Here is a 14996-nt window from a genome sequence, read left to right as displayed (position 1 = left end):
ATGACTAGTTTGCATGCCGACGAGGCGTTCCTCGGCCATTACCAGTTAAGCCACGACCCTTTTGCTCCACGGGTGCCTGGTTTCAAATTTTTCCCGGCCCAGCGCAAGCCGGTGCTTGGGCAGTTGCATCACCTTGCACGCTACAGCCAACTGCTGCTGGTCGTGACGGGGCCGTTGGGCAGCGGCAAGACCCTGCTGCGCCAGGCCCTGGTGGCCAGCACCAACAAGCAATCGGTTCAGAGCGTGGTGGTGTCGGCCCGTGGTGCCGGTGATGCGGCGGGCGTTTTGCGCCAGGTTGCCCAGTCGCTGGACGTGGCCACTGCCGAGCCGAACGCGATTCTAAAGCAGGTTGTGCAACTGGGCCTGACGGGCCAAGAAGTCTACTTGTTGGTGGATGACGCCGAACAGCTTGATGAATCTGCCCTGGAAGCGCTGCTGGCACTGGCAGCGGGTACGCCGGAAGGTCGCCCGCATGTGTTCCTGTTTGGTGAGTCGTCGTTGATCGCCGATCTGGAGCAGATCAGCGGCGATCAAGAGCTGTTCCACGTCATCGAATTGCAGCCTTACGAAGAAGAAGAAACCCGCGAGTACCTGGCTCAACGCCTGGAAGGCGCAGGGGCGGGTATCGAACTTTTCTCCGCTGCGCAGATCTCTGATATTCACGACAGCGCAGGCGGCTGGCCTGGCACCATCAACCAGGTCGCCCGCGATGCGATGATCGAAGCCATGATTGCCAGCCGCTCTGCGGTCAAGCGTCCAAAGATGGGGTTCACCATGCCTAAGAAGCACGTATTGGCTATTTCCGCCGTTGTCGTGGTCGCTGTTGCCGCTGCCTGGTTGATTCCAGGTCGTAGCAAGGCGCCAACCACGGCCGGCGCGCCAACCGAACAGGCGCAATTGCCACTGGGCAAGCCCACGCCAAACGTCGAATTCGCCAATTCCGGGCAACCGACCAACCTGCCCATGGTTGGCCAGCCTGTGATGCGTGGCCCGCTCGCCGAAGAAGCCGGCGGCATCTCCGAAGGCGACGACGGTGTGCCGGTGGAAGGCTCAAGCGCTACACCGCCAACCGTGACCACCACTGCACCACCTGTGGGTGTGCCAGCAGGTCAGCCAGCGGCCAAGCCAACGCCAGCACCGACTGTTGCCACCGCCAAACCGGCACCGGTGACCAAGCCCGTCGCCGCTGCGCCCGTTGCCAAGCCTGCTCCGGCCCCAGCGGCCAAGCCTGCTGAAAAACCTGTCGCCGTCGCTAAAGCCGGCGCGGCTGGCAGCGGCTGGTATGGCAGCCAACCAGCCAGCAATTTCGTCGTGCAGATCCTCGGCACCAGCTCCGAAGCCAACGCCCAGGCGTTCGTGAAAGAGCAGGGCGGCGAGTACCGTTATTTCAAGAAAGTGCTCAACGGCAAGCCTCTCTACGTGATCACCTACGGCAACTTCTCCAGTCGTGCAGCCGCTGATTCTGCGATCAAATCCTTGCCAGCGAAGGTTCAGGCTGGTAAACCTTGGCCTCGCACTGTCGCCAGCGTTCAACAAGAACTGGCAACAACTCGCTGAAGATCCGGCGACCTTACCCAGGTCGCCCTCCCAGCACCTCAAAATAAATCGCATGGCGTGCAGTCCCGCAAGGACCGCGCGCTTTGTGGTGTCTGCGTCACAGTGGCTTTTGAGTCGCGGCAGTCAAAATTAAAAAAGTTTTGACTAGCACAGCGTATCGCTTTAAACCTTTCATAAATGCGACATAGATTTGCGACATTTCGTCGCTAAATTTGTGAGCGTCTGTGTCGGTGTGTACAATGACCTCCCTTTTGCCCCCGCTAAGTCGGCGTACGTTCGACGTGGAAGGTAACCGGTTGAATTGAAAAGAAATTTGCCTCGTTATAAGAGGCAGCCTGGTGAGAAAGTGTCTATGAAAGCAGGTCTGTACCAACCCGACGAATTCAAGGATAACTGTGGTTTCGGCCTGATAGCCCATATGCAGGGCGAGCCCAGTCATACCCTTTTGCAAACGGCCATCGAGGCCCTGACCTGCATGACCCACCGCGGTGGGATCAACGCCGACGGCAAGACCGGTGATGGTTGTGGCTTGCTGATTCAAAAGCCCGACCTGTTCCTGCGCGCTGTCGCCAAAGAGCATTTCGCTGTTGACCTGCCCAAGCAGTACGCCGTGGGCATGGTGTTCTTCAACCAGGACCCGGTCAAAGCCGAAGCCGCTCGCGAAAACATGAACCGCGAGATCCTGGCCGCCGGCTTGCAGCTCGTCGGCTGGCGCAAAGTGCCGATCGACACCAGTGTGCTCGGCCGCCTGGCCCTGGAGCGCCTGCCGCAGATCGAACAAGTGTTCATCGCAGGCGACGGCCTGAGCGACCAGGACATGGCGATCAAGCTGTTCACATCGCGTCGTCGCTCGTCTGTGGCCAACGCCGCCGACACTGACCACTACATCTGCAGCTTTTCCCACAAGACCATCATTTATAAAGGCCTGATGATGCCGGCGGACCTCACCGCCTTCTATCCAGACCTGAGCGATGAGCGCCTGCAAACCGCAATCTGCGTGTTCCACCAGCGCTTCTCCACCAACACCCTGCCGAAATGGCCGCTGGCCCAGCCATTCCGCTTCCTCGCCCACAACGGCGAGATCAACACCATCACCGGCAACCGCAACTGGGCTGTGGCCCGTCGCACCAAGTTCGCCAACGACTTGATGGACCTGGAAGAGCTCGGCCCGCTGGTCAACCGTGTGGGTTCCGACTCCTCCAGCATGGACAACATGCTCGAGCTCATGGTCACCGGCGGCATCGACCTGTTCCGTGGCGTGCGCATGATCATTCCGCCCGCGTGGCAGAACGTCGAAACCATGGATCCGGACCTGCGTGCGTTCTACGAGTACAACTCGATGCACATGGAGCCGTGGGACGGCCCGGCCGGCGTGGTCATGACCGACGGCCGCTACGCCGTGTGCCTGCTCGACCGTAACGGTCTGCGCCCGGCGCGTTGGGTCACCACTACCAACGGTTTCATCACCCTGGCGTCGGAAATCGGCGTGTGGGACTACAAGCCCGAAGACGTCATCGCCAAAGGCCGTGTTGGCCCAGGCCAGATCCTGGCCGTGGACACCGAAACCGGTCAGATCCTCGACACCGACGCCATCGACAACCGCTTGAAGTCCCGTCACCCGTACAAGCAATGGCTGCGCAAGAACGCATTGCGTATCCAGGCGACCATGGAAGACAACGACCACGGTTCGGCTTTCTATGACGTGGACCAGCTCAAGCAGTACATGAAGATGTACCAGGTCACGTTCGAAGAGCGCGACCAGGTGCTGCGTCCGCTCGGCGAGCAAGGTTATGAAGCCGTCGGCTCCATGGGCGATGACACGCCGATGGCCGTGCTGTCCCAGCGCGTGCGTACGCCGTACGACTACTTCCGCCAGCAGTTCGCCCAGGTGACCAACCCACCGATCGACCCGCTACGCGAAGCCATCGTGATGTCGCTGGAAGTGTGCCTCGGTGCCGAACGCAACATCTTCCAGGAATCGCCTGAGCACGCCTCCCGCGTGATCCTCAGTTCGCCTGTGATTTCGCCGGCCAAGTGGCGCTCGTTGATGACCCTGGATCGCCCGGGCTTCGACCGCCAGATCATCGACTTGAACTACGACGAGAGCCTCGGCCTTGAAGCCGCTGTGCGCAACGTCGCTGACCAGGCCGAAGAAGCGGTGCGTGCCGGTCGTACCCAGATCGTGCTGACCGACCGCCACATCGCTCCAGGCAAGTTGCCGATCCACGCTTCCCTCGCCACCGGCGCGGTGCACCACCGCCTGACCGAAAAAGGCCTGCGTTGCGACTCCAACATCCTCGTCGAAACCGCCACCGCTCGTGACCCGCACCACTTCGCGGTGTTGATCGGCTTCGGCGCCTCGGCGGTGTACCCGTTCCTGGCGTACGAAGTGCTGGGTGACCTGATCCGTACCGGTGAAGTGCTGGGCGACCTCTATGAGGTGTTCAAGAACTACCGCAAAGGCATCACCAAAGGCCTGTTGAAGATCCTGTCGAAGATGGGCATCTCTACCGTCACGTCTTATCGCGGTGCTCAACTGTTCGAAGCCATCGGCCTGTCGGAAGAAGTCTGCGAGCTGAGCTTCCGTGGCGTACCGAGCCGCATCAAGGGTGCGCGTTTCGTTGACATCGAAGCCGAACAAAAAGCCCTGGCGGCCGAAGCCTGGAGCGCGCGCAAGCCGATCCAGCAAGGCGGCCTGCTCAAGTTCGTGCACGGTGGCGAATACCACGCGTACAACCCGGACGTGGTCAACACCCTGCAAGCCGCCGTGCAGCAGGGCGACTACGCCAAGTTCAAGGAATACACCTCGCTGGTGGATAACCGCCCGGTGTCGATGATCCGCGACCTGTTCAAGGTGAAGACCCTGGACACGGCATTGGACATCAGCGAGATCGAGCCGCTGGAATCGATCCTCAAGCGCTTTGACTCTGCCGGTATCTCGCTGGGCGCCTTGTCGCCTGAGGCTCACGAAGCCCTGGCCGAAGCCATGAACCGCCTGGGTGCGCGTTCCAACTCCGGCGAAGGCGGCGAAGACCCGGCGCGCTACGGCACCATCAAGAGCTCGAAAATCAAGCAGGTCGCGACCGGCCGTTTCGGTGTAACACCGGAATACCTGGTCAACGCCGAAGTGCTGCAGATCAAAGTCGCCCAGGGTGCCAAGCCCGGTGAAGGCGGCCAGTTGCCAGGCGGCAAGGTCAACGGTCTGATCGCCAAGCTGCGTTATGCAGTGCCGGGCGTGACCCTGATTTCGCCACCGCCGCACCACGACATCTACTCGATCGAAGACTTGTCGCAGCTGATTTTCGACTTGAAACAAGTCAACCCGAAGGCGCTGGTCTCGGTGAAGCTGGTGGCAGAAGCGGGCGTGGGCACCATCGCAGCCGGCGTGGCCAAGGCCTATGCCGACCTGATCACTATCTCCGGCTATGACGGCGGCACTGGTGCTTCGCCGCTGACCTCCATCAAGTACGCTGGCGCACCGTGGGAACTGGGCCTGGCGGAAACCCACCAGACCCTGCGCGGCAACGACCTGCGCGGCAAGGTGCGTGTACAGACCGACGGCGGCCTGAAAACCGGCCTCGACGTGATCAAGGCCGCGATCCTCGGCGCTGAAAGTTTCGGCTTCGGTACTGCGCCAATGATCGCCCTGGGCTGCAAATACCTGCGTATCTGCCACCTGAACAACTGCGCCACCGGCGTCGCCACTCAGAACGAGAAGCTGCGCAAGGATCACTACATCGGCACCGTCGACATGGTGGTGAACTTCTTCACCTACGTCGCCGAAGAGACCCGTGAGTGGCTGGCCAAGCTGGGCGTGCGTTCGCTGGAGGAGCTGATCGGTCGCACCGACCTGCTGGAAATCCTTCAGGGCCAGACCGCCAAGCAACATCACCTGGACCTCACGCCGCTGCTCGGCAGCGATCACATCCCGGCCGACAAACCGCAGTTCTGCGGCGTCGAGCGCAACCCGCCATTCGACAAGGGCCTGCTGGCCGAGAAGATGGTGGAAATCGCAGGTTCGTCGATCAACGACGCCAGCGGTGGCGAATTCGAACTGGATATCTGCAACTGCGACCGTTCCATCGGCGCCCGCATCTCCGGCGAAATCGCGCGCAAGCACGGCAACCAAGGTATGGCGAAAGCGCCAATCACCTTCCGCTTCAAGGGCACTGCTGGGCAGAGCTTTGGTGTGTGGAACGCCGGCGGCCTGCACATGTACCTGGAAGGCGACGCCAACGACTACGTGGGCAAGGGCATGACCGGCGGCAAGCTGGTGATCGTTCCGCCTAAAGGCAGCGTCTACAAGACCCAGGACAGTGCCATCATCGGCAACACCTGCTTGTACGGTGCCACCGGTGGCAAGCTGTTCGCTGCCGGTACGGCCGGTGAGCGTTTTGCCGTGCGTAACTCCGGTGCCCACACCGTGGTGGAAGGCACTGGCGATCACTGCTGCGAGTACATGACCGGGGGCTTTGTCGCGGTACTGGGCAAGACCGGTTACAACTTCGGTTCGGGCATGACCGGCGGTTTCGCCTACGTGCTCGACCAGGACAACACCTTCGTCGACAAGGTCAACCACGAGTTGGTCGAGATCCAGCGGATCAGCGGCGAAGCCATGGAGTCCTACCGGAACCACTTGCAGCACGTGCTGGACGAGTACGTCGAGGAGACCGGCAGCGAATGGGGTCGTAACCTCGCCGAAAACCTCGATGATTACCTGCGTCGTTTCTGGCTGGTCAAGCCCAAGGCTGCCAACCTGAAATCGTTGCTTTCCAGCATCCGTGCCAACCCGCAGTGATATGCGCCTGAAGAGTTTGATGAGGTTTTAACATGGCTGAACGTCTGAATAACGACTTCCAGTTCATCGATGTCGGGCGCAAAGATCCGAAGAAGAAACTGTTGCGTCAACGCAAGAAAGAGTTCGTGGAAATCTACGAACCCTTCAAACCCCAGCACTCGGCCGACCAGGCCCACCGCTGCCTGGGTTGCGGTAACCCGTATTGCGAGTGGAAGTGCCCGGTGCACAACTTCATTCCCAACTGGCTCAAGCTGGTGGCCGAGGGCAATATCCTCGCCGCCGCCGAGCTGTCGCACCAGACCAACACCCTGCCGGAAGTGTGCGGCCGGGTGTGCCCGCAGGACCGTCTGTGCGAGGGTGCGTGCACCCTTAACGACGGCTTCGGCGCGGTGACCATCGGTTCGGTGGAGAAGTACATCACCGACACCGCGTTCGCCATGGGCTGGCGTCCGGACATGTCCAAGGTCAAGCCGACCGGCAAGCGCGTTGCGATCATCGGCGCGGGCCCGGCGGGCCTGGGGTGTGCCGACGTGTTGGTACGCGGCGGCGTGACCCCGGTGGTGTTCGACAAGAACCCGGAAATTGGCGGTCTGCTGACCTTCGGTATTCCCGAGTTCAAGCTGGAAAAAACCGTACTGAGCAACCGTCGTGAAGTGTTCACCGGCATGGGTATCGAGTTCCGTCTCAATACCGAAATCGGCAAAGACATCACCATGGAACAACTGCTCGAAGAATACGATGCCGTGTTCATGGGCATTGGCACCTACACCTACATGAAGGGCGGTTTCGCCGGTGAGGACCTGCCGGGCGTGTACGACGCTTTGGACTTCCTGATCGCCAACGTGAATCGCAACCTGGGCTTTGAAAAGTCGCCGGAAGATTTCGTCGACATGAAGGGCAAGAAGGTCGTGGTGCTGGGCGGTGGCGACACCGCGATGGACTGCAACCGTACGTCGATCCGCCAGGGCGCCAAGTCGGTGACCTGTGCCTATCGTCGTGACGAAGCCAACATGCCCGGCTCGCGCAAAGAGGTGAAGAACGCCAAGGAAGAAGGCGTGAAATTCCTCTACAACCGCCAGCCAATCGCTATCGTCGGTGAAGACCGCGTCGAAGGCGTGAAGGTCGTCGAGACCCGTCTCGGCGAACCGGACGCACGTGGCCGTCGCAGCCCTGAGCCGATCCCGGGTTCCGAAGAGATCATCCCGGCTGACGCCGTGGTCATCGCTTTCGGTTTCCGTCCGAGCCCGGCGCCGTGGTTCGAGCAGTTCCAGATCCAGACCGACAGCCAGGGCCGTGTAGTCGCCCCGGAACAGGGCCAGTACAAGCACCAGACCAGCAACCCGAAAATCTTCGCCGGTGGCGATATGGTGCGCGGTTCTGACCTGGTAGTGACGGCGATCTTCGAAGGCCGCAATGCCGCCGAAGGGATCCTGGATTACCTCGGCGTCTAACCCCAATCCCGAGCTGAAATGGGATCAAAATGTGGGAGCTGGCTTGCCTGCGATAGCATCACCTCGGTGTACCTGATACACCGAGTTGCCTGCATCGCAGGCAAGCCAGCTCCCACACAAGCCTCATTCCACATTGAGGTTTGTGATGCCAGACATTGTCGTAAATCAACGCTATAGACAAAAGGCACGGCGCATTCCGTGCCTTTTGCGTCTGGCTCTGAGAAAATGCCCGCACTTTTTTTGCGGATGCCGACATGACTGCCCTCAAGAACGACCGTTTCCTTCGTGCCCTGCTCAAGCAACCCGTGGACGTCACCCCTGTGTGGATGATGCGCCAGGCCGGTCGCTACCTGCCGGAATACCGCGCCAGTCGCGCCAACGCCGGTGACTTCATGAGCCTGTGCATGAACCCGGAGTTCGCCTGCGAAGTCACGATGCAGCCGCTGGACCGCTATCCACAACTGGACGCGGCCATCCTTTTTTCCGACATCCTGACTATTCCTGATGCCATGGGCCAAGGCCTGTACTTCGAAACCGGCGAAGGCCCGCGTTTCAAGAAAGTCGTCAGCACCCTGGCCGACATCGAAGCCCTGCCGATTCCTGATCCTCACAAGGACCTGGGCTACGTGATGGATGCCGTCAGCACCATCCGCCGCGAGCTCAATGGTCGCGTGCCGCTGATTGGCTTCTCCGGCAGCCCATGGACCTTGGCCACCTACATGGTCGAAGGCGGTTCGTCGAAAGACTTCCGCAAGACCAAGGCCATGCTCTACGACAACCCACAAGCCATGCACCTGTTGCTGGATAAGCTGGCGCAGTCGGTCATTTCCTACCTCAACGGCCAGATCATGGCCGGCGCGCAAGCGGTGCAGATCTTCGACACCTGGGGTGGCAACCTGTCGTCGGCGGCGTACCAGGAGTTTTCCCTGGCCTACATGCGCAAGATCGTCAGCGGCCTGATCCGTGAACACGAAGGGCGTAAAGTGCCCGTGATCATGTTCACCAAGGGCGGCGGCCTCTGGCTGGAAAGCATTGCCGACGCCGGTGCCGACGCGCTGGGCCTGGATTGGACCTGCGACCTGGGCGAAGCCCGTCGGCGCGTGGGTAACCGCGTTGCGCTGCAAGGCAACATGGACCCGACTGTGCTCTACGCCAAGCCGGAAGCGATTCGCAACGAAGTCGGCCGTATCCTGGCCAGCTATGGCAAGGGCACCGGGCATGTGTTCAACCTGGGCCATGGCATCACGCCGGAAGTGAATCCGGAGCATGCCGGCGCGTTCCTGCAGGCCGTGCACGAGTTGTCCGCGCAATACCACCAGTAACATTTCCCGCCTGAAACCCATCACTTCGTTGTACGTGGAGTGGTGGGTTTTTTATTTCCAAAATCAAAGTATTTGTATTTTTAAAGAGCGACTTGTTATTTAACTTGTCGGGGCTTTTTTGTGCCTGACCGTTAACTTCAAGACTTTTCCTACAGCCACTTCCTGAGGCTTTCGCGACCATTGCCGCCGGTTGTCGTTCGATAACTCTTCAAGGCATCGTTCGCGCCATTTGTGTGTGCGCTATTTACCAAGTTTTAATCGTGGGATAAAAATCGTGATCAAAAAAAACATTTCGCAATGGGGCGGCGCGTCTTCGTTGGTCCTTGCAAGTGCGTTGCTACTGCCCGTGCAGAACGCCATCGCGCATGGCTTCTTGAATGACCCGCCTTCCCGGGCGTTCCAGTGCCAGAAAGGCCTGAACAAAGACTGCGGCGGTGCTCAGTACGAGCCGCAAAGCGTGGGTGAAACCTTCAAGGGGTTCCCTGCTGGAGTAGGCGGCGCGCCGTTGCAGGGGCCGGTTGACGGGAAGATCGCCAGTGGCGGTCATGGCCTGTTTTCTGCCGTTGACGCTCAGTCCGCCACGCGTTGGTACAAGACTGAAATCAAGGATCGCACTGTAAAGTTCGATTGGAAGTACACGGCGCCGCACCCGGTGACCAAGCATGAGTACTTCATTACCCGCAATGGCTGGAATCCTAACCAGCCACTCGCACGCGCCTCGTTCGACAGCACCCCGTTCTGTTCGGTCGACGGTGGCAACGTACTGCCGACGCCAGGCGCCAAGCACGAATGTGTCATTCCACAGGACAAAAACGGTTCTCACGTTCTGCTCGGCGTTTGGACGGTCGGCGACACCGATGCCGCCTTTTACAACGTGGTTGACGTGAACATCATTGCCGAAGCGGAGTTGCCAGGTGGCTGGAGCAATGTTGGCAGTATCGCGCCGTCCAACGCACTGCTGCCTGGCGACAAGGTGAAGGCCCGTGCCTTTACTGCTGCGGGTGAGAGCATGCCGCACTCGGTTGAAATCAGCATCGATAACACTGAGGAAGGGAAACCTGAGCACTGGGCGTTCAAGCTGGCAGAAAAAATCAACAAGACCCAAACCTTGATTCAAGCGGGTATCCGCGATGAGCAGGGCAATGTTGCGCCGGTCAAAGGCCAGAACAACCTGTATGCCCAGAAAGACAGTGGCGTGGTTCGTTACGAAGTCGCTTTGGACATGAAGCAAGACGAGAGCGCTCGCATGGTCCTGTCGGCGTTTGCTACCAATTACGTTCTGGACAAAGGCCGCGCAACGGTCAACTTCTCCATGCTCGCCAACCGCGACATGAACGTCGAAGCGACCTTGTTCAACGCTAGTAACAAACCTGTCGGCACTGTGAAAGCCCTGGCGCAGGGTTCCGGCAACTGGCTTGAAATGGACGTGCGCTCTGAGCCGGGTACTCACCACATGACATTGGTGGGCACTACCACAGACGGGCGTACCACGCTTCAGGACACCCAGCCGGTCAACATGACGGGTGAAGGTGGCGCGAAGGACTACCACTTCGTATTCCCGGAAGGCCTGACAACCTATGACGCCGGTACTCGCGTACTGCATCCGCAAACGGGTGAAGTTTATGAGTGCAAGCCGTTCCCAGAGTCGGGCTACTGCAAGCAGTACACAGCAACCGCCACGGGCTTTGAGCCAGGTGTTGGCCACCACTGGCAAACCGCGTGGAACCAACTGTAAGCGTTAGTTGAGAAAGCCCGAGGCAAGTAATTTAAAACTTGCCTTGGGCTTTTTAAGTGGAGTGGATTGGTTATCTGTGGGGGTTCATTACATGAAGCAAGTGAGTAGTTTGGCTTGCTCGGTCATACCAACTTGGGAAGCGAATATTTGTTTGCTCGATACTTTTATTTCTAAGTGTCCACTATTTTTTTAATAGGATTTTGTTCTTGTTTTCAGATGTTTTTTTGTATTCCAACCCCCCTTTTTTTATTGAATGCTCGGCACGCAGATGCGTATGACGATACGCATGTCCTGGGTCCGGGTGCTCATCCTGGCACTGCCTTTGGGCTATGCCCTGATGCTGGCGTGGCAGGAGAGGGCGTTTCACCAAGGGTTACAGGCGCCCTTGCCAACACCAGTCCCTGCCGTGCCAGTAGCGGTACCGGCGCCGCTCAACATTCTGGCGGTGGCGACAGTGCTTGGTTTTTCCTCGCCGGACGCAAGGGTGAGCAGTGCTGAACCCTTGACCTTACTGGCCACGGTGGTCGGCACTGGCGAGTCGCGGGCGTTGCTGGCCGGGCCTGCTGGCGAACGGTTTTACCGTGCCGGCGAGCGGTTGTCGGCAAGCAGTGTGCTGCGGCGCATTGAACCGGCCCACGTTGTGCTGTGGCGTCAGGGCCGCGAGGAATTACTGATGCTACGTCCTGCGGGCGAGAGGTTTCTGCAGGTTGTGGATGCACATCGCAAGGAGGCAAGAAGCCTCCATCTCAAGCCAACCGCCGAACAATCCCGGAAGTGAATAACCCCATGCACAGCATCATCGGGCAGCGCACCTTATGCGGCGTCTTCGGCGCAATGACCTTGTTCGCAGTGTTGTCCACGGGCCACGTGTCGGCTTCGCAAGAGCGCTGGCAGTTGACCATGAACAATGCCGAGCTGCGTGATGTGGTCGAAGAAATATCGAGCATCTTGGGCAAGACGGTGATCCTCGACCCCAAAGTACAGGGGCGCATCACCGTGATGTCCAGCCAGGCGCTGGACCGTGAAGGTGTTCGACGGCTGTTTTACAGCGTGCTCGATACCCATGGTTTCAGTGTGATTGACCAGGGCGATCAGATCCTTGTGGTGCCGGTTGCCCAAGCCAAGTCTCTCTCGGCCGATGCGCAGGAGCCCACGGCAGCCCCCGAGCAGTTCGTGACGCAAGTCATCGCGCTGGGTATCAGCAACGCTTCTGATCTGGCTGGGCTCATCAGGCCCTTGATCTCCACCAATGGCTATGTCGGCCCCTCGGTGTCGGCCAACGCCTTGGTGATTACCGATACAGCGCGCAATGTACGGCGTATCAGCGAGGTCGTGCGGCAGTTGGATTCGGGGGCGAAGAATACCCATGAACTGGTGGAGCTGCGCCATGGCGTCGCGGTGGATATCGCTCGGTTGATGGAGGGTACGCTGGGCAAACAAAATGCGGAAAGTGCCATTTCAGTACTGGCCGATCCGCGCGGCAACCGCCTGGTGATCGTTGGCACGGCAGCCGTGCGCCAGCGCCTGGTGCAGTTGGCCCGCAGCCTGGATACCGCCGCCCCCGAGCGCCTGGACAATGCCCGTGTCATCCGCCTGCGCTACAGCGATGCCAAGCAACTGGCCGAAGTGCTGGACACCATGGGGCAAGGCAGCAAATCGCCGCTGACCGCTTTAGGGCTCAAAGACACCACCACCAACGCGCCTTTTATGGTGCGCGCCGATGAAAGCCAGAATGCCCTCGTGGTGGTGGCAGAACCGGCTCAGTTGGCAACACTCGAAGGCATCGTGCGCGAACTGGACCGGCCGCGTGCGCAGGTGCTGATCCATGCCGCTATTGTCGAGATTTCCGGCGACATCGCCGAAGCGCTCGGTGTGCAGTGGGCGCTCAACGGTAGCGGTGCGTCGGGGCTGATCAACTTTCCCGGCACTGGGTTGCCGATCATCGGCGGCTTGAAGTTCGACGAAAAAAGCGTAGTCCCCGAGGGGGCGTTGCTAAAACTGGGTGGGGACCATTTTGGCGCGCTGATTTCCGCCTTGGCCAGCAACAGTCGCAGCAACCTCTTATCGACGCCGAGCCTGCTGACCCTGGACAACCAGGAGGCGGAAATCATCGTGGGCCAGAACGTGCCGTTCAAGACGGGCTCCTACGCCACCAACAGCAGTGGTGCGGATAACCCCTTTACCACGGTGGAGCGCAAGGACGTCGGCATCAGCCTCAAGATCAAACCCTACATCAACGAAGGCTCGACCCTGCGCCTGGAGGTCGAGCAAGAAGTCTCGGACATCGCCCCGGCCGTGTCGGGCGTGGACTCATCCGACCTGATTACCAACAAGCGTGCGCTGAAGAGCACGATCCTGGCCGACGATGGCGAGATCATCGTGATTGGCGGGTTGATCAAGGACAGTGTGCGTACCCAGCACAGCGGTGTGCCGCTGTTGCGCGACATTCCTTATCTCGGCGCGCTGTTTCGTTGGAGCCGCGACACCCAGGTCAAGAGCAACCTGATGGTGTTCCTGCGCCCAACCATCGTGCGCAGTGGCCAGGACTTGTCCGGGATCAGCCAGCGGCGTTATCAGGACCTGCGTGAGCAGAGCTTGCCGACGTCTGGCCAGCATCGCTCCCTGCAACTGCCCGACGAGGCGGCGCAGCTGTTCGACCTGCGACAGCCTGGAACAGTGACGCAATGAAGCCACTGCCCTTCGGTTTCGCCCGGCGTTTTGGCGTACTGCTCGACGATGGGTACTTAGCCGTTCGCGCGGATACGCCGCTAAGCGCCGTGGGCGAAGCGCGTCGTCTCACGGAGTGCGAACTGCCGTTGCGCATTCTCAGCAGCGACGCCTTCGCCACGCGCCTGGCCGACACCTACAGTGAGGGGCAAAGCGCCGCCGAACAGGTCGCCCAAGGGCTCGATGATGAATTGGACCTGCTCAGCCTGGTCGACCAGGTGCCCCAGACCGCTGACCTGCTGGAGCAACAAGGCGATGCGCCGATCATTCGGCTGATCAACGCATTGCTCAGCGAGGCAGTCCGGGAAAAAGCTTCCGACGTGCATCTGGAGACGTTCGAACACACCCTGACGGTGCGCATGCGCATCGACGGTCAGTTGCGTGAAGTGCTGCGGCCACGGCGCGAGCTGGCGACGCTGCTGGTGTCTCGGATCAAAGTCATGGCACGCCTGGACATCGCCGAAAAGCGTGTGCCCCAGGACGGTCGTATGGCCCTGCGCCTGGCGGGCCATGAAGTGGATGTACGGGTCTCGACCTTGCCTTCTGCCCACGGTGAGCGAGTGGTGTTGCGCTTGCTCGACAAACACGCCGGCCGTCTGGAGCTGACACGCCTGGGCATGGCTCCCAGCACCTTGGCCGACCTGCATTCGCTGCTGGGCAAACCCCATGGGATCTTCCTGGTGACGGGCCCCACCGGCTCGGGCAAAACCACCAGCCTCTATGCCGCGCTGACGCACCTCAATGACCAGACCCGCAATATCCTGACCGTTGAAGACCCGATCGAATATCACCTGCCCGGGATCGGCCAGACACCCGTCAACCCCAAAGTTGCGATGACCTTCGCCCGTGGCTTGCGCGCCATTTTGCGCCAGGACCCGGACGTGGTGATGGTCGGCGAGATCCGCGACGGCGAGACCGCTGAAATCGCCGTCCAGGCATCGCTGACCGGGCACCTGGTGCTATCGACCCTGCACACCAACAGTGCCATCGGCGCGGTCACCCGGCTGGTGGACATGGGCATTGATGCCTACCTGCTCGCGTCATCCCTGGTGGGGGTGCTGGCCCAACGGCTGCTGCGCACGCTTTGCCCGGCTTGCAAAATTCCTGTGGTGGCAGACGCCGATATAGGTCACCGCTTGGGGCTGCCAGGCGAAGTTATCCACGGGCTGTTCAAGGCCGGCGGTTGCGAGCATTGCCAGCAGGGCTATCGCGGGCGTGTCGGTATCTACGAGTTGGTTCGGGTGACCCCCCAACTGGCCGGGATGATTCACCAGGGGGCCGGTGAGCAGGCGTTGCTGGCCGAAGCGCGACGTCACTCGCCAAGCCTGTTTCAGGACGGTCGTCGGCTGGTACTCGAAGGCTTGACCAGCGTGGATGAGCTACTGCGGGTCATCCAGGAGAGTTAG

At 60.3% G+C, this 14996-nt stretch carries 8 protein-coding genes; all 8 read left to right on the top strand.

Annotated features, from left to right (window positions below; all coding sequences use genetic code 11):
* The 8 genes from CFE47_RS22620 (at window position 1) to gspE (ending at window position 14996) form a co-directional block, all read left to right on the top strand.
* Entirely contained in the window at window positions 1-1557 is a 1557-nt protein-coding gene (locus tag CFE47_RS22620) for an SPOR domain-containing protein (RefSeq protein ID WP_286840614.1), read from the top strand.
* A 352-nt stretch (window positions 1558-1909) separates the two neighbouring features.
* Window positions 1910-6355 carry a glutamate synthase large subunit gene (gltB, locus tag CFE47_RS22615; RefSeq protein ID WP_286840613.1) on the top strand — a complete coding sequence of 1482 codons (4446 nt, stop codon included), beginning with the start codon at window positions 1910-1912 and terminating at the stop codon, window positions 6353-6355.
* 32 nt (window positions 6356-6387) lie between these two features.
* Window positions 6388-7806, top strand: a complete 1419-nt coding sequence (locus CFE47_RS22610; protein ID WP_286840612.1) for a glutamate synthase small subunit GltD family protein — start codon at window positions 6388-6390, stop codon at window positions 7804-7806.
* 254 nt (window positions 7807-8060) lie between these two features.
* Complete coding sequence (gene hemE / locus CFE47_RS22605; RefSeq protein ID WP_286840610.1) at window positions 8061-9128, top strand: uroporphyrinogen decarboxylase; 1068 nt, start codon at window positions 8061-8063, stop codon at window positions 9126-9128.
* A 265-nt stretch (window positions 9129-9393) separates the two neighbouring features.
* Complete coding sequence (gbpA, locus tag CFE47_RS22600) at window positions 9394-10863, top strand: N-acetylglucosamine-binding protein GbpA (protein ID WP_502695499.1); 1470 nt, start codon at window positions 9394-9396, stop codon at window positions 10861-10863.
* A gap of 274 nt (window positions 10864-11137) precedes the next feature.
* Complete coding sequence (locus CFE47_RS22595; RefSeq protein ID WP_286840606.1) at window positions 11138-11641, top strand: type II secretion system protein N; 504 nt, start codon at window positions 11138-11140, stop codon at window positions 11639-11641.
* Between the two features lie 8 nt (window positions 11642-11649).
* Complete coding sequence (gspD, locus tag CFE47_RS22590) at window positions 11650-13551, top strand: type II secretion system secretin GspD (protein ID WP_502695498.1); 1902 nt, start codon at window positions 11650-11652, stop codon at window positions 13549-13551.
* The gene (gspE, locus tag CFE47_RS22585; RefSeq protein WP_286840605.1) at window positions 13548-14996 is read left to right on the top strand and encodes a type II secretion system ATPase GspE; all 1449 of its coding nucleotides are present in this window, start codon (window positions 13548-13550) and stop codon (window positions 14994-14996) included. The genes gspD and gspE overlap by 4 nt, the downstream gene beginning before the upstream one ends.

The organism is Pseudomonas sp. PGPPP1 (genome assembly GCF_002255865.1).
GTDB classification, from domain to species: domain Bacteria; phylum Pseudomonadota; class Gammaproteobacteria; order Pseudomonadales; family Pseudomonadaceae; genus Aquipseudomonas; species Aquipseudomonas cremoris.
The sequence above is the reverse complement of the archived record's forward strand: the minus strand, read 5'-3'. Positions and strand labels throughout refer to the sequence as shown.

Bases quoted from the DNA above. Each gene is read 5' to 3' on its own strand.
- gspD (WP_502695498.1), top strand. From the start codon at position 11,650: ATGCACAGCATCATCGGGCAGCGCACCTTATGCGGCGTCTTCGGCGCA.
- gspE (WP_286840605.1), top strand. From the start codon at position 13,548: ATGAAGCCACTGCCCTTCGGTTTCGCCCGGCGTTTTGGCGTACTGCTC.
- hemE (WP_286840610.1), top strand. From the start codon at position 8,061: ATGACTGCCCTCAAGAACGACCGTTTCCTTCGTGCCCTGCTCAAGCAA.
- gltB (WP_286840613.1), top strand. From the start codon at position 1,910: ATGAAAGCAGGTCTGTACCAACCCGACGAATTCAAGGATAACTGTGGT.
- CFE47_RS22620 (WP_286840614.1), top strand. From the start codon at position 1: ATGACTAGTTTGCATGCCGACGAGGCGTTCCTCGGCCATTACCAGTTA.
- CFE47_RS22610 (WP_286840612.1), top strand. From the start codon at position 6,388: ATGGCTGAACGTCTGAATAACGACTTCCAGTTCATCGATGTCGGGCGC.
- CFE47_RS22595 (WP_286840606.1), top strand. From the start codon at position 11,138: ATGACGATACGCATGTCCTGGGTCCGGGTGCTCATCCTGGCACTGCCT.